The organism is Acinetobacter sp. NIPH 2100, from assembly GCF_000369805.1.
Lineage (GTDB): Bacteria > Pseudomonadota > Gammaproteobacteria > Pseudomonadales > Moraxellaceae > Acinetobacter.
The window spans coordinates 2,391,672-2,416,918 of sequence record NZ_KB850224.1; the positions used below are offsets into that span (position 1 = coordinate 2,391,672).

Annotated in this window: 22 protein-coding genes; 8 read left to right on the forward strand and 14 right to left on the reverse strand. The window is 42.3% G+C overall.

The window, feature by feature from the left end; translation table 11 throughout:
• The first annotated feature begins 164 nt into the window (after positions 1-164).
• From F887_RS06795 to F887_RS06785, 3 genes are all read left to right on the forward strand, one after another.
• The gene (locus tag F887_RS06795) at positions 165-1,610 is read left to right on the forward strand and encodes a cytochrome ubiquinol oxidase subunit I (RefSeq protein WP_005295126.1); all 1,446 of its coding nucleotides are present in this window, start codon (positions 165-167) and stop codon (positions 1,608-1,610) included.
• Entirely contained in the window at positions 1,603-2,607 is a 1,005-nt protein-coding gene (gene cydB / locus F887_RS06790) for a cytochrome d ubiquinol oxidase subunit II (RefSeq protein WP_005295129.1), read from the forward strand. Before F887_RS06795 ends, cydB begins: the two co-directional genes overlap by 8 nt.
• Before the next feature lie 190 nt (positions 2,608-2,797).
• Positions 2,798-4,210 (forward strand): aminotransferase-like domain-containing protein, encoded by a 1,413-nt coding sequence (locus F887_RS06785; protein WP_005295131.1) that lies wholly within the window; start codon positions 2,798-2,800, stop codon positions 4,208-4,210.
• Here the strand turns inward: F887_RS06785 and F887_RS06780 are convergent.
• Positions 4,207-5,271, reverse strand: a complete 1,065-nt coding sequence (locus tag F887_RS06780; RefSeq protein WP_005295134.1) for an AraC family transcriptional regulator — start codon at positions 5,269-5,271, stop codon at positions 4,207-4,209. The two genes, F887_RS06785 and F887_RS06780, sit on opposite strands and share 4 nt — an antisense overlap.
• A 118-nt stretch (positions 5,272-5,389) precedes the next feature.
• On the opposite strand from F887_RS06780, the gene F887_RS06775 reads away from it, so the two are divergent.
• Complete coding sequence (locus F887_RS06775; protein WP_005295137.1) at positions 5,390-6,106, forward strand: enoyl-CoA hydratase/isomerase family protein; 717 nt, start codon at positions 5,390-5,392, stop codon at positions 6,104-6,106.
• A 36-nt stretch (positions 6,107-6,142) separates the two neighbouring features.
• Positions 6,143-6,970 (forward strand): SDR family oxidoreductase, encoded by an 828-nt coding sequence (locus tag F887_RS06770; protein ID WP_005295141.1) that lies wholly within the window; start codon positions 6,143-6,145, stop codon positions 6,968-6,970.
• A gap of 62 nt (positions 6,971-7,032) precedes the next feature.
• Here the strand turns inward: F887_RS06770 and F887_RS06765 are convergent, their stop codons facing one another.
• The 9 genes from F887_RS06765 to F887_RS06725 all read right to left on the reverse strand — a co-directional run bounded on the left by F887_RS06765 (position 7,033) and on the right by F887_RS06725 (position 18,093).
• On the reverse strand, positions 7,033-8,304 hold the full coding sequence (locus F887_RS06765; RefSeq protein WP_005295144.1) for a Glu/Leu/Phe/Val family dehydrogenase: 1,272 nt from the start codon (positions 8,302-8,304) through the stop codon (positions 7,033-7,035).
• Positions 8,305-8,336: 32 nt separating this feature from the next.
• Positions 8,337-9,257: a formimidoylglutamase gene (hutG, locus tag F887_RS06760; protein WP_005295146.1), complete on the reverse strand. Its 921-nt coding sequence runs from the start codon at positions 9,255-9,257 to the stop codon at positions 8,337-8,339.
• Between the two features lie 31 nt (positions 9,258-9,288).
• Positions 9,289-10,494 carry an imidazolonepropionase gene (gene hutI, locus F887_RS06755; RefSeq protein ID WP_005295149.1) on the reverse strand — a complete coding sequence of 402 codons (1,206 nt, stop codon included), beginning with the start codon at positions 10,492-10,494 and terminating at the stop codon, positions 9,289-9,291.
• Between the two features lie 52 nt (positions 10,495-10,546).
• Entirely contained in the window at positions 10,547-11,962 is a 1,416-nt protein-coding gene (locus F887_RS06750; protein WP_005295152.1) for an amino acid permease, read from the reverse strand.
• A 64-nt stretch (positions 11,963-12,026) separates the two neighbouring features.
• Entirely contained in the window at positions 12,027-13,565 is a 1,539-nt protein-coding gene (gene hutH, locus F887_RS06745) for a histidine ammonia-lyase (RefSeq protein ID WP_004806245.1), read from the reverse strand.
• Between the two features lie 84 nt (positions 13,566-13,649).
• Positions 13,650-15,326: a urocanate hydratase gene (hutU, locus tag F887_RS06740; protein WP_005295153.1), complete on the reverse strand. Its 1,677-nt coding sequence runs from the start codon at positions 15,324-15,326 to the stop codon at positions 13,650-13,652.
• A 238-nt stretch (positions 15,327-15,564) separates the two neighbouring features.
• Positions 15,565-16,146 carry a HutD/Ves family protein gene (locus F887_RS06735; protein WP_005295155.1) on the reverse strand — a complete coding sequence of 194 codons (582 nt, stop codon included), beginning with the start codon at positions 16,144-16,146 and terminating at the stop codon, positions 15,565-15,567.
• Entirely contained in the window at positions 16,143-16,895 is a 753-nt protein-coding gene (gene hutC, locus F887_RS06730) for a histidine utilization repressor (RefSeq protein ID WP_005295158.1), read from the reverse strand. The genes F887_RS06735 and hutC overlap by 4 nt, the downstream gene beginning before the upstream one ends.
• A 142-nt stretch (positions 16,896-17,037) precedes the next feature.
• Positions 17,038-18,093 (reverse strand): aromatic ring-hydroxylating oxygenase subunit alpha, encoded by a 1,056-nt coding sequence (locus F887_RS06725; protein WP_005295162.1) that lies wholly within the window; start codon positions 18,091-18,093, stop codon positions 17,038-17,040.
• A gap of 163 nt (positions 18,094-18,256) precedes the next feature.
• Here F887_RS06725 and F887_RS06720 point away from each other — a divergent pair, with 163 nt between their 5' ends.
• The 3 genes from F887_RS06720 to F887_RS06710 all read left to right on the forward strand — a co-directional run bounded on the left by F887_RS06720 (position 18,257) and on the right by F887_RS06710 (position 20,932).
• Positions 18,257-19,183, forward strand: a complete 927-nt coding sequence (locus F887_RS06720; protein ID WP_005295164.1) for a LysR family transcriptional regulator — start codon at positions 18,257-18,259, stop codon at positions 19,181-19,183.
• Between the two features lie 134 nt (positions 19,184-19,317).
• Positions 19,318-20,268, forward strand: a complete 951-nt coding sequence (gene puuE, locus F887_RS06715; protein WP_005295166.1) for an allantoinase PuuE — start codon at positions 19,318-19,320, stop codon at positions 20,266-20,268.
• 100 nt (positions 20,269-20,368) lie between these two features.
• Positions 20,369-20,932, forward strand: a complete 564-nt coding sequence (locus F887_RS06710) for a dihydrofolate reductase family protein (protein WP_005295167.1) — start codon at positions 20,369-20,371, stop codon at positions 20,930-20,932.
• A 138-nt stretch (positions 20,933-21,070) separates the two neighbouring features.
• On the opposite strand, the gene F887_RS06705 is transcribed toward F887_RS06710, so the two are convergent.
• The 4 genes from F887_RS06705 to F887_RS06690 all read right to left on the reverse strand — a co-directional run bounded on the left by F887_RS06705 (position 21,071) and on the right by F887_RS06690 (position 25,187).
• Positions 21,071-22,525: an amidohydrolase family protein gene (locus F887_RS06705; protein ID WP_005295170.1), complete on the reverse strand. Its 1,455-nt coding sequence runs from the start codon at positions 22,523-22,525 to the stop codon at positions 21,071-21,073.
• On the reverse strand, positions 22,522-23,316 hold the full coding sequence (locus tag F887_RS06700) for an ABC transporter permease (RefSeq protein ID WP_005295173.1): 795 nt from the start codon (positions 23,314-23,316) through the stop codon (positions 22,522-22,524). The genes F887_RS06705 and F887_RS06700 overlap by 4 nt, the downstream gene beginning before the upstream one ends.
• A complete protein-coding gene (locus tag F887_RS06695) occupies positions 23,309-24,130 on the reverse strand; it encodes an ABC transporter ATP-binding protein (protein WP_005295175.1) in 822 nt (273 codons plus the stop codon). The genes F887_RS06700 and F887_RS06695 overlap by 8 nt, the downstream gene beginning before the upstream one ends.
• A 64-nt stretch (positions 24,131-24,194) precedes the next feature.
• Positions 24,195-25,187, reverse strand: a complete 993-nt coding sequence (locus F887_RS06690) for an ABC transporter substrate-binding protein (protein ID WP_005295178.1) — start codon at positions 25,185-25,187, stop codon at positions 24,195-24,197.
• Positions 25,188-25,247 lie beyond the last annotated feature (60 nt).

Consider the following 25,247-nt stretch of genomic DNA (forward strand, 5'->3'; position numbering starts at 1 on the left):
TGTATCTACTCATATACAGCAGAAGAATGGATGATAAATAAAACTTAAAGCGCTTTTAAATATTCAAGTAACGGTTTTCTCAGGTTCTGCTTATTTTCAATCGTTTAAGTCCATTCTTTCACATTTTCCTAGCGACTGCTCTGGTCTGTTATAGGAGAGGATATATGGATCTCGGTCTCACTGCTTTAGAATTAGCTCGAATACAGTTTGCCTTTACTGTTTCATTTCACATTATCTTTCCAGCCACTTCTATCGGCTTGGCCTGTTTTCTTGCCATGCTGGAATGGAAATGGCTGCGTACTCAAAACCCGATTTATAAAGATCTATTTAAGTTCTGGATCAAGATCTTTGCTGTTGCCTTTGGAATGGGCGTAGTTTCAGGCGTGGTGATGAGCTATCAGTTTGGAACCAACTGGAGTGAATTTTCCCGTATTGCAGGAAGCATTACAGGTCCCTTACTTACTTATGAGGTCTTAAGTGCCTTCTTCTTAGAAGCTGGATTCCTCGGCATCATGTTGTTTGGTTGGGGACGTGTCAGTCCCAAAGCGCACTTCTTTGCCACGTTGATGGTTGCCATCGGCACCTGTATTTCCATGTTCTGGATTCTATCCTCAAACAGCTGGATGCAGACACCACAAGGCTTTACGATTGAAAATGGCATTATTATTCCAACAGATTGGTGGGCCATCGTCTTTAACCCGTCCTTCCCTTATCGTTTTGCACATATGGCAGCCGCTGCTTTTTTAGTGTCTTCTCTACTTGTCGTCGGGACTGCCGCATGGCACCTGATTAAAGGCCGTCGTGATGAACTGGTCAAAAAATCATTTTCGATGGGACTTTGGATGGTATTAGTCACCTCATGTCTGCAAGTGGTGATCGGCGATAATCATGGTTTAAATACCTTACAACATCAGCCCGCAAAACTGGCAGCCATTGAAGGTCATTGGGAAACCAACCACAATGAAGGCATGCCACTTCTGCTATTCGCCATTCCGAACATGGACAAAGAAGAAAATCTCTATGAAGTCGGAATTCCTCATCTCGGCAGTCTGATTCTCACCCATTCTATGGAAGGCAAAGTCACAGGCTTAAAGGACTTTGCACCTGAAGACCGCCCGAATGCCACCATTGTGTTTTGGAGCTTCCGTGTCATGGTGGGTCTGGGCATGTTAATGGTATTACTCTCTTTCATCGCATTATGGTTACGTAAAAAAGGCAAGCTTTATGGCTCATCTTGGTTCCATAAATTCGCTTTTGTGATGGGACCAACAGGCTATATCGCGCTACTTGCAGGTTGGGTCACAACCGAAGTCGGTCGCCAACCATGGGTGATTTATGGCGTGATGCGGACCAAAGATGGTTTATCACAGACCGTCACAGCCGACCAAGTGGGTATCAGCTTAATTATCTTTGTAGTGGTATATACCATCGTATTCGGTAGCGGTATTTATTACATGTTAAAGCTACTGAAAAAAGGCCCTGAGTTTATCGAAGCGATTGATCTTGAACCCGCAGGTCATGGACACTTTAAAACACCGATGCGTCCATTAAGCGCGGTTGATGAAACCATTGATACACAAGACCCAAATAAGGAGAAACACCATGATTGATCTTTCTCTGATTTGGGTTGGCATTATCGGACTTGGCGTATTGATCTATGTCATTCTAGATGGTTTTGATCTCGGTATTGGAATACTGTTTCCCTTCATTAAAAACAGTGAAGAACGCGATGTGATGATGAACACCGTCGCGCCTGTCTGGGATGGCAATGAAACTTGGATGGTCCTCGGTGGTGCTGGCTTGTTCGCAGCTTTTCCGTTGGTCTATTCAACCGTCCTTTCAGCTCTGTACATGCCCATTACCTTGATGGTGATTGCACTGATTTTCCGTGGCGTTGCCTTTGAGTTTCGCTTTAAAGCCAATCGAACCAAACATTTATGGGATCAAGCCTTTATTTGGGGTTCAATTCTCTCCAGTTTCTTGCAGGGTGTGATTCTAGGTGCTTATATTCAGGGCATTCAAACCACCAATGGTATCTTCTCAGGCTCAGGTTTAGATTGGTTAACACCTTTCGCGCTGTTTACAGGGCTTGGTGTAGTTGCCATGTATGCAGCATTGGGTTGTGGTTGGCTGATTATGAAAACCGACCATGAGCTTCAAGACAAAATGTACCGTTTGATGCCGAAGCTGATCATACTTCTGTTTGTGGTATTTGCAGGTGTCAGTCTGTATACCCCACTGACACATCCTGAAATTGCAGCTCGTTGGTTTGCTCTACCGAATCTGCTGTATTTTAGTCCTGTGCCTATTTTGGTGTTGTTATTTACGGCGTTGATTCTTCAAGCCTGCAAAACACGTCAAGACTTTAAACCCTTTATCTATACCTTGGCCTTGGTATTCTTGGCTTTCACAGGTTTTGTGATTAGCTTATGGCCAAATATCATTCCACCCTCAGTCACGATTTGGGAAGCAGCAGCACCGTATTCCAGTCAGAAATTCGCGCTTGTGGGTGCTGTGATTCTAATCCCGATTATCATTGCCTATACCATTGTTTCCTACTGGGTATTTCGAGATAAGGTCCGTGTCGGTGATGAAGGCTATCACTAGGAGCTTTGCATGAAAATAAAATCTCAGCATTTAAGCCAAACTCAATGGTTTATAATCTTATGGTTAGTTGGTTTTTTTGCACTCGCTATCATTGCTGGCCTATTTAGGCTGTTATTGATGTTTGCTTATTAAATGATAGATGGAATAGCTTGGCTTAAGTTATTCCATCTAAACGGATTCACTTTACCTTATGTATAAATCAGAACAATTAGCACATAACCTGAAACTTCTCATTGAAAATGGGTCATGGAAACCACATACCAAGCTTCCCTCTTTACGTGAGCAGGTACAAAGATCAGGTTTTAGCTTAATTACCGTGATGAACGCTTACCAAGAACTGGAAGCGCAGGGTTTGATTTATTCTAAAGAAAAGTCAGGTTATTTTGTGGCTGAGCAAAATAACATCCAGATTCCACAAGCCTATTCGGTGGTCTCTTTAAATCCTAAAATTGAAATCAACTCGTTGGTTTTTAAATATCTTAAATCAATTCAATCCAAACAAGTCAGTCCACTAGGCTCTGCTTTTCCTGATAGCCAATTGCTCTATCCACCCAAGCTGATTCAGATCATGGGGCAATTTTCCCGTAATCGACATAGCTATGACCAAACCTCTAATCTACCACCAGGTAATTTGGCACTTAGAAATTTAATTGCGCAACGCTATTGTATGCAAGGGATTCCAACAGATGCAGATGACATTGTCATTACATCAGGTGGTTTGGAAGCACTCAACCTTTCACTGCAAGCAATTACCCAACCAGGCGATTATATTTTATTGCAGCAAACCATTTTCTATGGTGCTTGGCAGGCTGCTGAGCGTTTGGGCTTAAAGGTGATTACGATTCCTGAGCACCCGCAACATGGTTTCGATATCGAAGCCTTTGAGCAAGTCATCAAAAACTATCCGATCAAAGTGTGTTGGTTTATGCTGAATGCGCATAACCCGATTGGCTTTACTGTCAGTGATGAGATCAAATATAAAATTGCCAAGCTGTTACATGAGCATCAGATTCATTTAATCGAAGATGATGTCTATGAAGAATTGTTTTATGGCAATCAAAAACCGCTGCCAATGAAGTATTTCGATCAACAAAATCTGGTACTGCACTGCTCTTCTTTTTCCAAAACCCTGGGCTCGGGTTTCCGTATGGGTTGGGTGTATGCAGGTAAATTTTCAGAACATATTCAACATCTACAATTGATGAGTACCATTTCAGCCAATGCCTTGATCCAAAATGCGCTGGTTGAGTTTCTCTCGCATCATCATTATGAAAAACACTTGAGAACGCTCAGACGTGCTTTGGAAAAGAATAAGAAACAGTTTTTCCACTATCTCAAGCAGCATCTATCCCAAGACTGCAAAGTGTATAATTACCCAAGTGGTTATTTTCTATGGATTCAGCTCCCTGACAAAGTCAGCAGCATGCAGGTTTATGAACAACTGATTCAGCAACAGGTAGGTGTTGCACCAAGCCCGTTATTTAATGTGCTGCCTTCACATCAGCATTTTATTCGTATGAATTGTTCTTTTGAATGGACCGATCAAATTCAGCATTCACTGGAATTATTTATTCAAACGGTTCAAAATGCTGTGTCGGATTAATCGACTTGGGTTAAACACCTTTTCTGATACTGACTTGGTGTTTCCCCAAAAGTCTTTTTAAAAGCGCGAATAAAATTGGTGGCTTCTTCGTAACCGACCAAACCAGCAATATCTTGGATGCTGTATTGCTGCTGTTGCAGTAATTTCTTCGCTTGGTTAAACCGAACCTCCGCCAAAATCTGTAAAAAGGTCGTTCCTTGCGCCTGTAAATGCCGTTTGATGGTTCGCTCCGACATATTCAAGCGTTGGGCAATCACAGACAACGTTGGATAAGCATTGCTTGAGTGATATAACAATTCAGATCGAATACTTTTTTGCAAATCACGAGCACCCTCTTTCACTAATTTGAGCTTGTCATTTTCACAATAAAGTACTGCTTGCTGAAAAGCGACTTGATCTGCGTTTGGATTTTTACAATGCAGATATTGCTTTGGAAAACGTAAGCCATTGCGTGCTTGATTAAATTGAATCTTGATCTGGGATAAATCAATTTTTTTATAATTTGGGGCGCCCGCCCAATCCACAAATACCTCACAGTTTTCAGCAATACGCCCAGAAAACAAAGTCAAAAAGTGAATCGCACCAAACAACAGGCTTTCTATTAGGAAATGCCTTAATTGATCTGATTGTTCTGCATCACCCAATTTCACTGGATGTACATCATCCAGATAAACATAGACGAAGTCGTCATCGATGTACCATTCTGGCGTGAAATTCTGTATCCGCGTACAAAAATACTGCTGGCAAAGGCTTAAAGCAGTTTCTACATCTGTACAGCTGAGAAATGCAAATCCTAAAGGACCATGCGAAGTTGGACGTAATTTAAAACCATATTCAATCCCAAGCCGTGGATTGCCTGTCAAGCGTAAGGCATTGACGACCAGTTTCGACCATTGATGCGCACTCATTTTGGCATCAGTCTTTTTTATTTCAACCGAGTCAAGACCAGTACCATTGAAAATACTTTGAGTATCAACACCATATTTATACACAATTTCTAATAAAATATGTGCATAAGATACGGAGATGGTTTCCTGAAACAACCCAAATGGATCTCGCATCACAGGCATCCTGTCCTAAAATGATCATCAATATGGCATAGCCACACCTATTGTGCGAGTGTTTTATTCGAAATAATAGCTTCAATAATAAACAATGGCACAATGAGGATGTACTTAAATGGCAACCATGAAGCTTGATCAACAGCAGTCCATTTATGTTCTTACATTAACCAATGGCGATCAGGAAAATGTCTTAAATCAAGATGTACTGAATGAGTATATTGAAATATTTAATGAAATTGAAAGTCATCAATACAATGCATGTTTGGTCATTCAAAGTGACCATCCAAAAACGTTTTGCAATGGCTTGGATTTAGCATGGCTGATGCAGCAATCCATAGAGGATAAAAAAGCCTTTACCCTGCAACTGGAAAATATGCTGTTGCGTTTGGCCCTGCTCAACTTACCTGTCATCGCTGAAATTAATGGCAATGCCTATGCTGGTGGTGCAATTTTAGCATCGGCTTGCGATTTCCGATTTATGCGTGCAGACAAAGGACGCTTTTGCTTTCCCGAAGTTAAACTAACCATTCCCTTTACCGATACGATTGCAGAAATTGTGCAATTACTTCCCAATCAGCATACGATCTGGGAAATGTCATTGACGGGCAAATCTATGACAGGGGTTGAATGTTTAGAGACGCAAGTGGTCAATAAAATTTATCCAGTAGAGTCATTAAACGCCGAAGTCTTTAAATTTGCAGAAGACATGTCACAAAAGCATCGCTTAACCTATGCCGTGATCAAACGTCAGTTACGCCATCGTATCGTCGACATTGCGAAACAGCGTCAACTGTACAATCCTGAAAAATTTGCACATCCCTTTATGGTTTAAATCAACTTTTATAAAAATTAAATATAGGACGTCTTCATGAACAATATGCAAGGAAAAACTATTTTTATTACAGGTGGCAGTCGAGGAATCGGCAGAGCAATTGCAATTAAAGCAGCGCATGCGGGTGCCAACGTTGTCATTGCAGCTAAAACCGAAGTCGAAACGGCTAAATTAACAGGCACGATTTATAGCGTCGCGGAAGAGATTGAAGCCGCAGGTGGTAAAGCATTACCGTTATTGCTTGATGTGCGAGATGAGCAACAGATTCATGCTGCCATGCAACAAGCAGCTCAGCACTTTGGTGGTATTGATGTGCTGATTAATAATGCAGGTGCCATTGCCCTAACAGGTGTAGAAGCAACCTCCTTAAAACAATATGATCTAATTCAAAGTATTAACCATCGTTCCACTTTTATCTGCGCACAAGCTGCTCTTCCTTTTTTGAAACAGGCGGAACATCCACACATCTTGAGCTTATCACCTCCTGTGAATATGTCGCCAAAATGGTTAGGCATGCTCTCGCCTTATGCCCTGTCTAAATACGGGATGACGATTTTGACTTTAGGCATGGCGGAAGAATTCCGTCAATATGGTATTTCCTGTAATACCCTCTGGCCTGAAACTTACATCGCAACAGCTGCGGTTTCAAAAAATTTAGGTGAAGAAAATACACTACAGCTCAGCCGAAAACCGGAAATCATGGCAGATGCAGCTTTTGCCATTTATAACACAGCCAAAGGTGAACTCACTGGACAAAGCCTGACTGATGAACAAGCTTTGGCGCGTATGGGTATCACTGATTTTGCTCAATATGCTTGTATTGCAGGTAATCGCCAACTGCAAAAAGATTTCTTCTTAGATTAAAGAATGCATAAAAAAACGACCTTAAAACATCAGTCTTAAGGTCGTTTCAAAAGCAAAGAAAATTAACCTGGGAAAATACCGCGCTCTTTACGTGCTTTTAAGATACGCTCACAGCCTAAAATGAAGGCAGCAGTACGTAAGGTACATTCTTTTTCGCTTGATTTATGCCATACATCATTAATGGCTTGAATCATTAACTTATCCAGTCTTTCGTTAATTTCTTCTTCAGACCAGAAGTAGCTCGACATATCTTGAACCCATTCGAAGTAAGATACAGTTACACCACCCGCATTACAGATGACGTCAGGTACAACAGTAATACCACGTTGAACCAGTACATCATCCGCTTCTGGGAAAGTTGGACCGTTGGCACCTTCAAGCACTAGCTTGGCAGTTAACTTTTGCGCACGTTCAACAGTGATTTGGCTTTCCAATGCAGCAGGGATCAGAATATCCATCTCTACATTCCAAAACTCTTCATCACTGATCACTTGTGCACCAGCAAAACCACCTACACCTTGGTGAGTTTGCATATGTGTTTTTAATGCAGCAACATCGATCCCTTCAGGGTTGTAAATTGTCCCTGTGTGATCTTGGATGGTTACGATTTTAGCTTTTGACTCAACAAATAAATAAGCAGCTTCGCTACCTACGTTACCAAAACCTTGAACCGCAACTTTAGCACCGTCTAAAGGTAATTTGATTTTTTCAGCAACTTGTTGACCCGTGATAAATACACCACGACCTGTTGCTTTAATACGACCTAAAGACCCGCCTAAGTGGACTGGCTTACCAGTCACCACACCTGTAACAGTATGACCTTGACCAGATGAATAAGTATCCATGATCCAGCCCATAACGTTTGGATTGGTACCCACGTCTGGTGCAGGGATATCTTTTTGTGGGCCAATAATATGGCTGATTTCACTGGTATAGCGACGTGTTAAGCGTTCTAATTCACGTGGAGAAAGTTGACGCGGGTCAACACGGATACCACCTTTTGCACCGCCGAATGGTAGATTTACCACCGCAGTCTTAATTGTCATCCATGCTGAAAGTGCCATTACTTCATTTAAATCTACATCTGGGTGATAGCGAATACCGCCTTTACCCGGACCACGTGACAAGTTGTGTTGCACACGATAACCTTCAAAATGACGAATTGTGCCATCGTCCATAACAATTGGCACGTCAACGATCAAAGCACGTTTTGGGCGCTTCAATGTGTCCACATAATCTTCTAAACCTTCTAGATATGGAGCAACACGCTCGATCTGTTCAAGGTAAGTTGCCCATGGACCGTCATTTTGAGAGACATAAGATAAATTAGACATGTTTTAACCTTTTGATGAATTCACATGATCCATCAATCAAATATGTAGTTAAAAATTATATAAGCGGCCAATTTGGCAGTTCTACTATCCAAATCAAACCGTGGATTACATTCCGCCACATCAAAAACTTTAATCTTTCCGGTTTCCTTAATGGCCTCTAGTAATGGGTCAAAGACTGATAAATCAATTCCTTTTACCGCAGGTGCGCTTACACCTGGCGCAATGCTAGCACTAAATACATCAAGATCAACTGTAATATACAAATAGTCAACTTTTCCGATAAAAGCTGTGATTTTTTCGATTAAATTTTCAACATTTTGTTGCTGTAATTCATGGTCAAAAATATAAGTACAGTTCAGTCGATCTGCGGTTTCAAATAAAACCTTAGTATTTGAATGTTTCGCTACACCAATACACAAATAATGAAATGCTTGCTGATGCTGTTCAGACAATTTTGCAGCATTTAAAAATGGTGTCCCTGATGTCACCTGTTCCGCTTCACGCAGGTCGAAATGCGCATCAAAATTGATGATACCGATCTTCTTATTCGGTTCATTATTTTGTAGATATTGGAACATGCCAGAGAAGCTACCAAACGCCACTTCATGGCCACCACCTAAAACAATGGGTTTCATCCCCTGTTTTAAGCTTCTTTCCACTTGTTCTGCCAACTCAGCCTGTGCCTGTTCCAGTTTTGAACCGTCACAGACCACGGTACCAATGTCTGCGATCGTGATGGGTTGATGTACAGGTAAATTGGCCAATTGCGCGCGAATGCTGTCGGGAGCATCTGCCGCACCCAAGCGTCCTTTATTGCGCTTTACACCTTCATCGGAACTAAAACCAATTAAGGCGTAATCCGCACGTGGACTGGTATTAATGACTTGATGAATGCGCAGATGTGCAGCACCCTCGCCATCTTTACGTCCCTGCCATGTAAATGAATGATTCATCCTGCAAACTCTTTTTTAAATAAGTCTAAAACTAGATTGATATTTCATTGCCATGCCGAATAATTCGCTTTGACAAATCTCCACCCAACCAATAGACAATCTCAGAAGGATGCTCGATATCCCACGCAATAAAGTCAGCAACTTTAGCTGTCTCCAAGGTCCCGTGAGTATCTTGTAAGCCCAGTGCATGCGCTGCATGAGTCGTCACACCTGCTAAGGTTTGCTCAGGGGTTAAACGGAATAAGGTACTGCCCATATTCATCATTAACCGTAAAGATAAAGCTGGTGAGGTTCCTGGATTTAAATCACTGGATAAGGCAATCCGCACCCCATGTTGCTGCAAACTTTCTAACGGTGGGTATTTGGTTTCTCTCAGGAAATAAAATGCGCCAGGCAATAACACTGCAACTGTACCCGCAGCAGCCATCGCCTTCACATCATCTTCAGTCATAAACTCTAAATGATCTGCCGATAAGGCTTGATAACGCGCAGCCAAACTTGAGCCACCGAGCGAAGACAATTGTTCAGCATGCAGTTTAATAGGTAGATTTAAAGACTGGGCAGTTTTAAATAGACGTTCAACCTGAGCTGGAGAAAAAGCCAAATATTCACAAAATGCATCGACAGCATCGACCAGACCTTCTTGGTGTAGTTTTGGCAGCATGTCATTGCAGATATGCTCGATATAAGCATCGCTTTGATCCTTATACTCAGGCGGTAAAGCATGGGCAGCCAAGCAGGTACTACGTACTGTCATTGGCAAAGTATCTGCAATTTGACGAATCACACGTAACATTTTGCGTTCATTGACATAGTCCAAGCCATAACCTGACTTAATTTCAATGGTGGTGACACCATCTTGAAGCAAACATCGAACGCGTTTCAGTGCCGAAGCCAATAACTGTTCTTCACTGGCTTCGCGGGTGGCACGAACAGTACTGGCAATACCACCACCACTCGCTGCAATTTCAGCATAGCTAACACCTTGCAAGCGTTTTTCAAACTCAACACTTCGGTTGCCACCAAATACGCTGTGGGTATGACAATCAATCAAGCCAGGTGTGACCCATGCTCCATTCAGATCAATGGTTTCAGCATAAGCATCGGCAGGAAGGTCTTTAAATGCGCCAATCCAGTGAATATGCTGTCCCAAAGTAACGATTCCAGCATTCTCAATACTGGAGTACTGTCCATCTTGCATGGTGGAGATATGACAGTTTTTCCAAAGCTTTTTCATTCAAAGTTCCTCTCACTGCTCAGGCATGGTTTACACCTGAGCAGTTTGATCATTAGCTTTCCATTTCGATATTTTGATGCTGCATAGTTTGATTTTCTTTGACTGTGTTTTGCTTCGGTTTGACCCAAATGGTATAGGCAATCCAAAGTAAAATTAACCAAGTTACACCGACATAAATCGCAGGACGTGAGTCAGGGAAATATCCCATCATGGCCAAAATAAACAGCATGAATGCGATTGCAAATGCAGGTGCATACGGCCAGCCAATCACTGGGAAGTCGAGTGCCTTGATCTCCGCTTTAGACAATTTACGACGCATCGCAACTTGAGAAAGCAAAATCATCAGCCACACCCAAACTGTTGCGAATGTTGCGATTGAAGCAATGATGATGAACACATTTTCTGGGATCATGTAGTTCAACACCACACCAATCATCAATACACCTGCCATCACCACCACAGTCATCCAAGGCACACCATTTTTAGAGATTTTTTGGAACACTTGCGGTGCTTGTCCACGACTCGACATGCCGTAAAGCATACGACCCGCACCAAATACATCACTATTGATTGCAGAAATGGCCGCAGTAATTACCACGATATTTAAAACAGTAGCGGCAGACTTAATGCCTAGGTTTTCAAAGATTTGTACAAATGGGCTACCTTGGCTACCAATTTGATTCCATGGGAAAATCGACATCAGTACAAAAATCGTCATGACATAGAACAACAAGATACGTACGGGCACTGCATTAATCGCTTTAGGAATCGACGTTTTCGGGTCTTTAGACTCACCCGCAGTGATCCCAATAATCTCAATACCACCAAAAGCGAATACCACCACAGATAAACATGCAACTAAACCTGCAATCCCATTTGGCATAAAGCCATCATGAATCCATAAGTTTTGAATGCCTGTGGTAAAACCACTGTGGTCAGCATGGAAACCATAGAACATCAGTCCCAAACCACCGACAATCATTGCCACAATCGCAGTGACTTTGACAATTGAAAGCCAGAATTCCAGTTCCCCGAAGACTTTGACGTGAATCAGGTTGATTGCACCCAAGAACATGATCAGTGATAAAATCCAAATCCAGCGAGGCACATCGGGATACCAGAATCCCATATAAATCCCAAAAGCTGTCACATCTGCCAGCGCAACAATGATCATCTCAAACACATAAGTCCAACCCGTCGTAAATCCTGCGAGTGGACCAATATATTGCGAGGCATAATGGCTGAATGAACCCGACACTGGATTATGTACAGCCATTTCACCAAGCGCACGCATCACGATATAAATTGCAATCCCTGCAACGATATATGCGAGTAATACGGACGGACCTGCCATTTTGATGGCTGTTGCCGAACCGTAAAAGAGTCCTGTCCCAATGGCTGAACCCAATGCCAAAAAACGAATATGGCGGGTGTTTAACCCCCGCTGTAATGTGGAGTGTTGTGACATTATAATCTCCAATCCTTGAGGAAATTTAGTTAGATTCGGCCACTCCATGTGACCGTTTTATTGATCACACTTCAGACAAACTCGGCAATAGCTGTGGAATGAGTAATTCGTTCAGGCAGCCACTTGCAAGCAGTTCACTCGCCTGCTCGATATCTGGCGCAAAGAAACGATCTTCACTGTAATAAGGCACTTGGTCACGCAGCACTTTACGCGCACGTTCAAGTTTTGGAGAACTCTTCAAACCTTCACGGAAATCAAGACCCTGACATGCACCTAACCACTCAACTGCAAGAATGCCGCGAACGTTGTCAGCCATATACCACAAACGTTTGCCCGCATTCGGTGCCATAGAAACATGGTCTTCCTGATTTGCAGAGGTCGGTAAACTATCAACACTGGCAGGATGTGCAAGTGCTTTATTGTCACTTGCTAACGCAGCGGCCGTTACTTGAGCAATCATGAAGCCTGAGTTGACCCCACCATTGGCAACCAAGAATGGCGGCAACTGTGACATATGACGGTCCATCATCATCGAAATACGACGTTCAGACAGTGAACCAATTTCTGCAATGGCCAATGCCAAGTTATCCGCTGCCATCGCAACAGGTTCAGCATGGAAATTCCCCCCAGAAATCACATCACCTTCTGCTGCAAACACCAATGGGTTATCCGACACGGCATTTGATTCAATCGCTAGTACTTCTGCGGCTTGACGAATTTGAGTCAAGCAAGCGCCCATGACCTGTGGTTGGCAACGCAGTGAGTACGGATCTTGAACTTTGCTGCAATCTTCATGCGAATGCGAAATTTCACTCGATTCAGTCAGTAAATCACGATAAGCAGCAGCCACATCAATTTGACCACGCTGACCACGAACCTCATGAATACGAGCATCAAATGGTGCACGTGAACCCAACATGGCTTCAACGCTTAAACCACCGCATACTGTTGCAGCAGCAAATAAATCTTCTGCTTCAAACAAACCACGTAAAGCATAGGCTGTTGAAACTTGAGTACCATTTAACAGTGCCAAGCCTTCTTTCGCCGCTAAAGAAATAGGTTCTAAACCTGCAATTTTAAGTGCTTCAACTGCTGGCAACCATTCACCTTTATAACGTGCTTTACTTTCGCCTAATAACACCAAAGACATATGTGCGAGCGGTGCCAAGTCACCCGAAGCACCCACAGAACCTTTCAATGGAATATGCGGATAAACTTCTGCGTTAATCAACGCCAAAATAGCATCGATCACTTTACGGCGAATACCCGAAAAGCCACGTGCCAAACTATTTGCTTTGAGCAACATAATTAGACGTACCATTGCATCATCTAATGGTTCGCCTACGCCAGCGGCGTGTGAAAGCACTAAAGAACGCTGTAATTGTTCTAAGTCTTCTGGTGCAATTTTAGTTGATGCAAGTAAACCAAAACCCGTATTGATACCGTAAGCCGTACGGCCTTCATTGACGATTTGTTCGACACATGCAACACTCGCATTGATGCCAGCAGAAGCGCTGTCATCGAGTTTCACTTTGATTGGATTTAAATAAGCGTGGCGGAGATCTGCTAAGCTAAGTTTGCCGGGTTGAATTAGAAGTTCCATTATTGGCGTCCTGTTTTGCACTCTATTGTTCGCTTACGATGCTGCTTACACAATTGCAAAAAGCATCGTAATGTCCTTGTCTGTTTATTGTGTGATCATTGGCAAGTTCAAGCCTTGCTCTTTGGCACAATCAATTGCGATGGCATAACCCGCATCGGCATGACGCATTACCCCTGTTGCAGGGTCATTGGTCAATACACGTGCGATACGTGCTGCTGCTTCATCGGTACCATCACACACGATTACCACGCCTGAATGTTGCGAGAAGCCCATACCTACACCACCGCCGTGATGCAATGACACCCAAGTCGCACCACCTGCAGTATTGAGCAAAGCATTTAATAACGGCCAGTCTGATACAGCATCTGAACCATCTTTCATTGACTCGGTTTCACGGTTAGGACTAGAGACTGAACCTGAATCCAAGTGATCACGACCAATCACGATAGGTGCTGAAAGTTCACCACTACGAACCATTTCATTAAATGCCAAACCAAGTTTTGCACGTAAACCTAAGCCGACCCAGCAAATACGTGCTGGTAAACCTTGGAAGCTGATGCGTTCACGCGCCATATCCAACCAGCGATGTAAATGTTCATCATCTGGGATTAACTCTTTTACTTTGGCATCTGTCTTATAGATATCTTCTGGATCGCCTGAAAGTGCAGCCCAACGGAATGGACCAACACCACGACAGAACAATGGACGGATATAGGCAGGAACGAAACCTGGGAAATCGAAGGCATTTGCTACACCTTCGTCTTGTGCCATTTGGCGAATGTTGTTGCCATAGTCAAAGGTTGGAACACCCATTTTTTGGAAATCCAACATCGCTTGAACATGCTGCGCCATCGATTGCTTCGCTGCTTTCACCACAACTTCTGGTTCAGTTTTCGCACGTTGACGGTATTCTTCCCATGTCCAGCCAATGGGTAAATAACCATTCAACGGATCATGTGCGCTGGTTTGGTCAGTCACCATATCTGGATGTACACCACGGCGAACCAACTCAGGTAAAATCTCAGCAGCATTGCCATGCAGTGCAATCGAAACAGCCTTGCCTTCTTTGGTATATTTTTCAATACGCGCTAACGCATCATCCAAATCAGTTGCTTGCTCGTCGACGTAACGGGTACGTAAGCGGAAATCGATACTGGTTTGTTGACATTCGATATTGAGTGAACATGCGCCTGCCAGTGTTGCAGCTAAAGGTTGTGCGCCGCCCATACCGCCTAAACCTGCAGTCAACACCCAACGACCTTTTAAATCACCGTTATAGTGTTGGCGACCTGCTTCTACAAACGTTTCGTAGGTGCCTTGTACGATCCCTTGGCTACCAATATAAATCCAAGAACCAGCCGTCATCTGACCATACATTGCCAAACCTTTCGCATCCAATTCATTGAAATGCTCCCAAGTTCCCCAATGAGGAACAAGATTCGAGTTTGCAATCAAAACACGCGGTGCATCTTTATGGGTTTTAAATACGCCAACTGGCTTACCCGATTGAACCAACAAGGTTTCATCTGTTTCTAAATTCTTTAGGGTTTCAACGATCTTGTCGAAACATTCCCAGTTACGTGCAGCACGACCGATACCACCGTAAACGACGAGTTCTTTTGGATTTTCTGCGACATCAGGATCTAGATTATTCATCAACATACGCAGTGGTGCTTCTGTTAACCAGCTTTTGGCATTGAGCTGTGTACCACGCGGTGCGCGAATTTCTACATCACGAAATTTTGTTGTCGTTGTTGTCACAATCGGACTCCTTCCATTGAGTTTGAATCTGCAAATTAATCTGCTTTTACTGTATAGCAATGTATTAACTTGTATATACATCCATATACTACACAAAACTTTCCTATTGAAAAGATGCTTTTCAAATCTTTTATGAAAATAAATTACAAACCAATGAAATAAATAGATTTATTTTTTATATACAATAAAAAAACACATACAACCTGAGACTGTATGTGTTCTCAAAAATACAAGAAAACTAGATTTTTATCAGTTCAATTAGACAAGTTTGCTTTAAAATCTGTGGATTCAGAACCACCTTTTTGAGTGATTTTTCCTGCTCAATGTGAAGACTTTCATGATGCTGTAATTGAAAAACCTGCCCATCAATTTCAATATCTAACAGCTCAGCACTCTGATTAAATATAAAAATTAGATCGGCTGAGCTAAAAATCTCGGTCTTTGTCGGCTCAAAATACCACTGCAAACGTGCATGAAACTGCTTGGGATCATAAATCAGATTAAAATCCCGAATCGGCCCATCAATCAATTCACAACGGGTCGCACTTTCACCGCTAAACTGCACGGATTGTAAAGTCGTTAGAGATTCATGCTTGTCATCAATACTAAGCTCGATGCCATAACCTTCCAGCACGGTTAAGATACGCTGCATTCCGTTAAATCTGGAAAAACCACCTGCGTTTTTGACATCTGCCATGGAAATACGCCAAGCAAAGGTATCCAGATTTTCACCAGTACTACGCGCCAGTTCAACGGTATAACCTGCACCATTTTTCCACAGCATCTGTTGATAATCGGTGCTGCTTAACTGCTTGATCATTGGGTAAATTTACCTTCCAGATAATAACGGCTACCTGGATAGATCAATCGTGCACTGGAAATCAGTTGTTTATTTGACCATGTTCTGCGACGAATCAATAGACACGGTTCGGTCTTATTAATTTTCAGCCATTTACATTCTTGCGCTGAGGCTAAAATCGCTGTCACCACATGCTCACCTTCCGTCACAGGTGCTTTAGACATTAAATAAGCATTTGGCGTAATTGATTTAAAGTCTTGCGACAAATAATCAGGAATTAAAACAGGGTCGACCAAACGGTCCTCAATCTGTACAGGCACATCATTTTCATAATGCACAATGATCGAATGAAATAACTTTTGCCCTTCACGAATCTGCATCAACATGCTCTGTTCAGCATTGGCCTGAATCTGTTCAAGTACCAATACTTCGGCATGGTGTTTATGATTTCGGGCAATGATTTCTTCGGCAATATTATTGACATGGAATAAAGCCGTTCGACCTTGTCCTTCGGCCACAAAAGAACCGACACCTTGGATACGCACCAACAAACCTTCGCTGGTGAGTTCACGTAAAGCACGGTTCACGGTCATGCGACTACAACCGAGTAAATTGACCAGTTCACTTTCAGAAGGAATCTTTTTATTAACCGTCCATGTTCCTTCATAAATCTTTTGCGAAATCATTTGTTTCACACGTAAGTACAAAGGAACTGGACTATCTTCTTCTAGAGACAAATCCAAATCATTTTGCTTTGTCACTCTTGACATTGGCTAAAACTCATACTAAATATTCTAAGTCATTGTATATTGAATTAATGCAAATTGTATATACAAGCCTATACAAATAAACATTTTAGCTTAAACCCTCTTCTGATCCTCCAAATTTATATTTAAAAAATCCCTCTTCCACTTATACTGTATAGCGTTTACTTAAACCCCATTCCGCCAAAATACGACGGTACATGGTCGATGAGCGATCTGCTTCAAAATGTGCCTCCATACCAATATCTAAAGGCAATTCTTCGGGTTTCTGTGCCTCTACCATCTCTTGATCTTCTGCAAAAATCTGCGCATTAAAATCATAAACGGCTTGTAAATCTCCCGTAGTATCGAAATTACGGGTTAATGGTACAAACAAACGGGTCTTGTTATGTGAGATTGGGCAGCAGGCATTTAAAATCTTGAGCACGCCATCATTTGGAAAATGGATCGTCAGTAGCGCTGAAAATGGTGGATAAACATCAAAAATCCGCTCCCACACAAAATCATCTGGCGCGAGATGCTGCATCCCATGCGGATAATTGCTGACATTGCTGGTGTAGTTGGTATGCAAGCCATAATCGGTACGTTCAGTCGAGTATTTGGGTACGACTGGATTATCTCGATCTGCAAAGGCCTGATGATGTACCCATGCAAAGTGTGCCACATCAATAAAACCTTCTAATTGACGACCACTTGAGCCAGCAATATCCACGGATGGCGGTAAAATGGCTTGATGCTCCTCCTGTTCCCATGTGTCCAACACAGGAAAATTCGCCAAACTTTCTTCTCTGCCAAGAATACTGGTCCAGACCAATCCATATTTTAAAACTACAGGAAACTTGGTCAGAGAAAACCGATCTGAGATTTTAGTTAAATCAGGTTGAGCTGGGATTTTGGTACATTTTCCGTCTTCATTGAAATGCAGTCCATGATAAGGACAGATAATGGTTTCACCCTCCACCCAACCCTTACTCAAAGGCACACCACGGTGCGGGCAAATATCTCGCGCTAAGTGAATCTGTCCTGTTTCGGTTTTATACAAGGCCAAATTCATATCCAATAAAGTGACTTGCTGTGGTTTGTGAGTTACGTCTTGAATGCGTGCGACTGGATACCAATGCTGTGCAAGAATTTGCCAATCCTGATCATCAAATTGGCTGTGACATGGCTTATTTGGAAGATTGATGAATGGAATTGCGTTCATATCCTGTGCTCATTTTTAATGTTTTCTCTGTTGTTTGCAGTGTGGAATAGATCATTATTTTCGTCTATTAGAATGAATTACATGCATCATTCTAAAAATTAGAACAGTATCGGCATTAAAATTGCTTTTGCATTTGCACCAGTTTTTATATTGAGAGCACATAATGGCCCTGCCATTTTCACGTTTTGCCGATTATTTTATGGCCGTTGCAAAAACAGGAAGCTTGAGAAAGGCAGCCGATCAACTTTTCATTTCTGTATCCGCAGTCCATCGGCAAATTGTTCTGGCGGAAGAAGAACTTGGGGTGAGCTTATTCGAACGACTTCCGAATGGGTTAAAACTGACTTTGGCTGGTGAATTGCTCTATGCCGATTTACGCACTTGGCAAAAAGACTTTCAAATCACACAAAAACGTTTGCATGAAATCCAAGGGTTGCAACGAGGCTCGATTGATTTTGGAATGATTTCAGCATTGAGCGAAAGCTTTGTCAGTACAGTAATTCAATCGATTCACCAGCAATATCCATGGATTAATTTTCAGATTCGTGTATTGGACAGTGACAGTGTCGCTGATCTGGTGATGGCTGCCGACCTCGACTTTGGCTTAATTCTGAATCCCAAGCATCAGCATCAGTTACAGATCAGTGCATTTATTGAAATGCCCTTAGGCTTTGTGATTCCAAAGCAGCATCATTTAGCGCATAAGGAAAAAATCTATTTCTCGGATACCTTGGAGTTCAATCATATTCTGCCCGCTGAACCTTTGATTATTCATGACCATGTCACGGCCTTGTATAAAAAACAGGACTTTCATCCACGGCATAAAATCGCATGTAATGATATTCGTATGATGATTTCCTTACTCAGACAAAATTTAGGTATTGGCCTCATGAGCTATCTGGATGCCGCACCATATATTGAAAGTGGAGAGTTTGTATTTAGGGCAATTGACGACCATGGACTGCATCCAATTACCGTTGCGTTATGTGTTGCACCAAAACGGCAACTTTCTCGGATTGCTCAAATCATGATGAATCAAATTATTGCAGAAATGGAAGCACTAAAATCACGCATGTTAAAGCATACTTGATAAATAAATTGTATTTTTGCACCAAATTAAACCACTCAAGATGTTGATTTTAATAAATATAATATTTGACACTCGATTATTGTATCGAGTAATTTGATGTGAAGATTCAATGATTTCACAATTCAGGCATTGCTATGGTTCGGTCCAATACAGACTTTGATTTAACAGCAGATTACCCGCGAGACATGGTCGGTTATGCAGACCAGCCTCCACATGCTCAATGGCCAAATCAAGCAAAGATCGCTGTCCAGTTTGTGCTGAACTATGAAGAAGGTGGGGAAAAACATATCCTGCATGGTGATGAAGGCTCAGAACAGTTTTTATCTGAAATCAGTGGTGCTGAGAGTTATCCTGCACGGCACCTTTCGATGGATTCAATTTATGAATATGGTTCACGGGTGGGTTTCTGGCGTATTCAACAAGAATTTGCCAAACGCCAATTACCTATGACCATTTTTGCTGTGGCGATGGCGTTGCAACGAAATCCACTGGTGGTCGAAGCGATCAAACAAAATAACTATGATGTGGTCTCACATGGCTTACGCTGGATTCATTATCAAAATATTGATATTGAAACTGAGAAGCGACATATGGCTGAAGCCATGCAAATCTTCAAAGACCTATTTGGTGAAATGCCAACGGGTTGGTACACAGGTCGTGATAGTCCGAATACCCGTCAATTATTGGCTGAATATGATCATGTGCAATATGACAGTGATTATTATGGCGATGACTTACCCTTTTGGACAACACTTAATAATGAAACAGGTGAAACACGACCTCATTTAATTATTCCCTATACACTCGATACCAATGATATGAAATTTGCTTCACCGACTGGCTTTAATCGCAGTGAGGATTTTTTTGAATATTTAAAAGATGCTTTCGATGTCCTCTATGCAGAGGGAGCAATGAACCCCAAAATGCTTTCTATCGGTATGCATTGCCGAATTTTAGGACGTCCTGCTCGCTTTAAGGCACTGCAACGGTTCTTGGACTACGTACAGAATCATGATCGAGTCTGGATTTGCACCCGTCAGCAAATTGCTGAGCATTGGTATACGCATCATCCTTATCAAGCTTAGGCTTATTAAAGCGTCATAATATGTCGCTTATTCGATTTGAAAAATTTATCGATCAAAAATAAGTTTTAAGATACTCCTTTATATGAAGGAGATGATAAGGATGAAAGTACAATATTTTGCAGCGAGTAGTCTAGACGGATTTATTGCGACCGAAGATGATTCTTTAGAATGGTTATTTGGATTAGTCGAACTGAATAACTCAAGTTATCCCACGTTTATTGCAAATGTTGGTGCTTTGATCATGGGCTCAGCAACTTATGAATGGATATTGAATAATGCTGAACAAGTAGCTATCGAAACAGGTTCACCTTGGCCTTACACCCAGCCAACATGGGTATTTTCTAGTCGTAAACTCCCTTTAATTGAAGGTGCAAATATCCATTTTGTGCAAGGAGAAATCCCTCCTGTTTATTTTGAAATAGAATCCATCATTGGGGACAAGAATATCTGGATTGTCGGCGGTGGAGAATTGGCTGGTCAGTTCTATGATGCAAATTTGCTTGATGAACTTATTATACAAATTGGTTCGGTTACGCTTGCAAAAGGAAAAGCGCTTTTCCCCCGAAGAGTATTAGCACCAACACTAAAACTAATCTCTGTTCATCAAATGGGTGAAGGTATGGTTGAATTACATTATAGCGTTGATCGTAAAATAGGAGTTTGATGCACAGAATTTTGGCACTTTAAACCACCTATTTTGCTTACCCTGAAAATATCTGTAGAGCGAGTTTAAATACTCTCATTTAAACAGCCTGCACAAGAAATATTTACAGGGATATGCTAAAAAATTAATCATATATGGCTAGGCTATTTTCGCCATATCCATACTTCGCTGTTGTAACAGCTTCACCGATTGCTTGGCTTGCCAAGCCAACTCCATCATATCCAGATCAGGAATCTGATCATTTTCCATCACCATTTCCCCTGCTATAAACATGAATTTAATATGCGCCCGTCCACCACTCGCTACAGGTCCAATCGCCATATCATGCAAGCCAAAATAACGTGGATCATCCAATTGATACACAACCAAATCTGCCTGTTGCCCAACCTCAATTGTACCGACTTTATCAAGCCCTAAAATCTTAGCACCGCCAACAGTTCCCCAACGAATGATATCCTCAATACTGGCGGCATCTGCCCCCCCTTCAAATTTTCCACCTTCATATAGTGGTGTAGCCAACATGCCCTTTCTGGCCCGTTGTAATAACCATGCCGCATGGGTTTCAGACAACATATCTGCAGCCTCGTTGGAACCCGCCCCATCAACGCCAATCGAAATGGTCATGCCAGCCTGTTCCAGAGCAACAAGATCAGCTATGCCACTGCCCAAACGAGCATTACTCTGAGGACAATGCGCAATGCCTGTTTGCGTTTGACCCAACAACTGAATTTCTTCGGGTAATAATTTCACTAGATGCGCAAACCACACATCACTTCCGATCCAGTCCTGTTCCGCACAAAACTGCACTGGGGTCATGCCAAACTTAGCTTTGGCAGCATCCAGATAATCGACAGTTTCTGATAAATGGCTATGCATCCGAATCCCCAATTGTCTGGCGATTTTGGCACTTTCGAGTAATTGCGGTGCTGTGGTTGAATGCAAGGTTGAAGTCGGTGCCATCACAATTTTTCGAAATGCATCTGAACTTGGTTGATGATATTGCTGCACCAAACGCTCAATATCCATCATATAGTCATCAAACTTTTCCGGACGTAATGCTTGCGGTAGCTCACTTTCTAAACCGCGTATGAGTGTTGCGCCTCCACGACACAGCACAAAGCGCATGCCCAATTTTTCGGCTTCATCAAATAAAATTGCTGCACCATCGAATGGCATCTTTGGCCAATACAAATAATGATGATCCGCTACCGTTGCACAACCTGAACGTAATAATTCAATCAAGCCAATACGCACAGCAATCCGAAAAGTCGTTTCATCAAATGCGCCACGAAACCGATATGGTGTACTAGCAAGCCATGAGGTCAGGTTTTGATTTAAACCTTGTGGCTCACCCTTTAATAAAGACTGAAATAAATGATGATGGGTATTCACCCATGCTGGGTAAATCACACAATCTTTGGCATCGATAATCTGCTCATCCGGCTGAGCGATTAACCGCCCTACTTCAGTAATATTACCTGATTGGATGCGGATATCCGTGGATGAACAACGCGCTGCATCACCAGTTAACCCAGTCAAAATGGCATGAGCATTTTGAATTAAATAGCTTTGATTTAATTGCTTTGAACTCATACTTGTTCACTCTCATGCCATTTGCTTAAAAAGAAACGACTTAATAAGGACATCAACACAAATAAGCCCAGACCCGTGCAAGTAATTAGGAATAGTGCGGCAAACATTAGTGGTAAATCTAACTGGAAACCTGCTTGTAAGATTTGATAAGCCAAACCTGCACTGGTCCCACCCGCACCTGCAACAAACTCAGAAACCACAGCACCTATCAGCGCCAAACCACAGGAAATACGCAAACCACCAAAGAAATAAGGCAAAGCATTCGGTACACGTAAGCGCATCAAAATCTGCCAACGACTGGCTTTATTGATTTGGAAAAGATTGAGCAAGCCTTTATTGACACTACGCAAGCCCAAAGTGGTATTGGTCAGTATCGGAAAAACTGCGACTAACATGGCACACACCACCAACGCCAAAGTTGTATTTTGAATCCAGATAATGACCAAGGGTGCAATCGCGACAATCGGTGTCACCTGAAATAAAATGGCATACGGCATAAAACAAGCTTCAACCACGCGACTTTGTACAAATACAAAAGCGATCAATGTGCCAATCATCACAGCGCAAGCAAAAGCCAATAAGGTGATTTTTAAAGTCACCCATAAACTACTAAATAGCACACTGGACTGATTAATCAGTGCCATGACAATATCACTGGGTTTAGGTATGACATACACCGGCACTTCAAGTTGTTGAAAACTCAGTTGCCAAAACAGTAGGAAGATCAAACCGAGTCCCAATGGCGCGGCAATACGTTGTACAGTTGGATGTTGTAGCAATGGTTTAATCATGAGCATGCCCTCCACTTGCTTCAGCCAATAATTGCGATAGATGCGAACATTGTTGAATAAAGATGTCTGAGCTTCGGAAAGACTCGTCACGTTGATAGGGTCCTTTAATCTTCAGATCAGCCACCACACGCCCAGGTCGTGCGCCCATCACAATGACCCGTGAAGACAGATATACCGCTTCATAAATACTATGGGTCACAAACACCACTGTAAGATCTCGTTCTGACCATAATTGACGAATATCACTATCCAGTTTATGGCGGGTAAACTCATCCAATGCGCCAAAGGGTTCATCCATCAACAATAAATCAGGTTCTGTCACTAAGGCTCTGGCCAAAGAGGCACGCATTTGCATGCCACCTGAAAGTTCACGCGAATAAGCCGTGCTGAATTTTTCTAAACCAACGGCTTTTAAAGCAGCTTGGACTTTGGGCGTACTGGTTGATTTGGCAATATGCTGTAAATCCAAAGGTAAACGCACATTGTCCTCAATATTGGCCCACGGCATGAGCGTAGCTTCCTGAAACACCATGGCCATTTTGCATTGCGATTGAATATCAACTTTACCATTCCAACGCACTAACCCAGCAGAAGGTTGTTCCAGATCGGCAAACATTTTCAGCAAGGTGCTTTTACCGCAACCCGATGGTCCCAATAATGAAATAATCTCGCCGCGTGCAATATTTAAATCCAGTCGTTGTAAGGCATTGGTACCATTGGGATAGGTTTTTTCAACCCCTCTAGCCATGATCATTGGCGTAATAAAGTTCGAAGATTCTTGTATTGGTATCTCAATTGATAAAGCAGAATTCATGTGGTTTCCCCTTGATGCGGATGCGCTATTTTGTTAACCCTTCAACCATGATTTAGAGCTAAGATTATTTGCTAGCTTTAATAAATTGCGTGGTATAAGCAGTTTTCCAATTGGTTTGAGCTTTGATTAAGCCTGCGTTCACCATAAAATCTCGCGTTGCTTTCCAACGTGTATCCGTCATAACACCAATGCCTTGGGCCTTGGCATCTCCACCATCAATCAATTTCAATTTGCGCATTTGCCCGACCGCAAAAGTCAGCAGTTCATCATTCATATTCGGATTTTCTTTTTTAATGATGCTATTGCCCAAGCGTGGATCAGCCAAATAGTTTTTCCACCCCTCCATCGAAGCTTGGACAAAACGGCGCAGCACCTCTGGTTTGTTTTGAATGACATCATTGCGGGTCACTAAAATTCCGCCATAAGCTGGATAACCTGCATCAGCAAATAAAAAGAAATTACTTGATGGTTCTGCTTTTTTGGCCTGAAAGACTTCAGAGGTCGCATAGGCTTGTTGCACGACATTTTTGCCTGCTAAAAAAGGCTGCATATTGAAGGTATATGGACGTGCCTGTGCAGCATCTAATTTATATTTTCCCTTTAACCAAGGCCACCAGCTTGCTTGCCCACTGGTCGAAACAAGAATGGTTTTGCCTTTGAGATCGGCCAAAGACTTTACATCGCTGTGAGTGAGCACGCCTTGTGGATCAAATTGAAATGGTGCTGCCACCGCTTTGATGGGAAAGTTGCTTTCGATGCCTTTTAAGACCTGTAGGTCATAATTAATAATAATGTCGGCACGCTTTGATAATAATAAGGTCATGTTATTGACCTGTGGCCCACCGATTTTAATATCAACATCTAGCCCGTATTTTTTATAAATTCCTTGTGCCAGTGCTTGGTAATATCCCCCTTGCTCAGCTTGTGCAAACCATGTGGTTTGTAAAACAAGTTTATCAGCTGCATCACTGGTTGAACTAAGAACTATTCCTAAACCCAATAACGTGCTTGCGATAATAGTACGTCGCCCTTTGCCTACATAGTGCTGAATATTCATAAGTAAGACCCCTAAATCTGTATGGATTCATCTTGCTATTCTTTTTAGGGGGTCAATCAA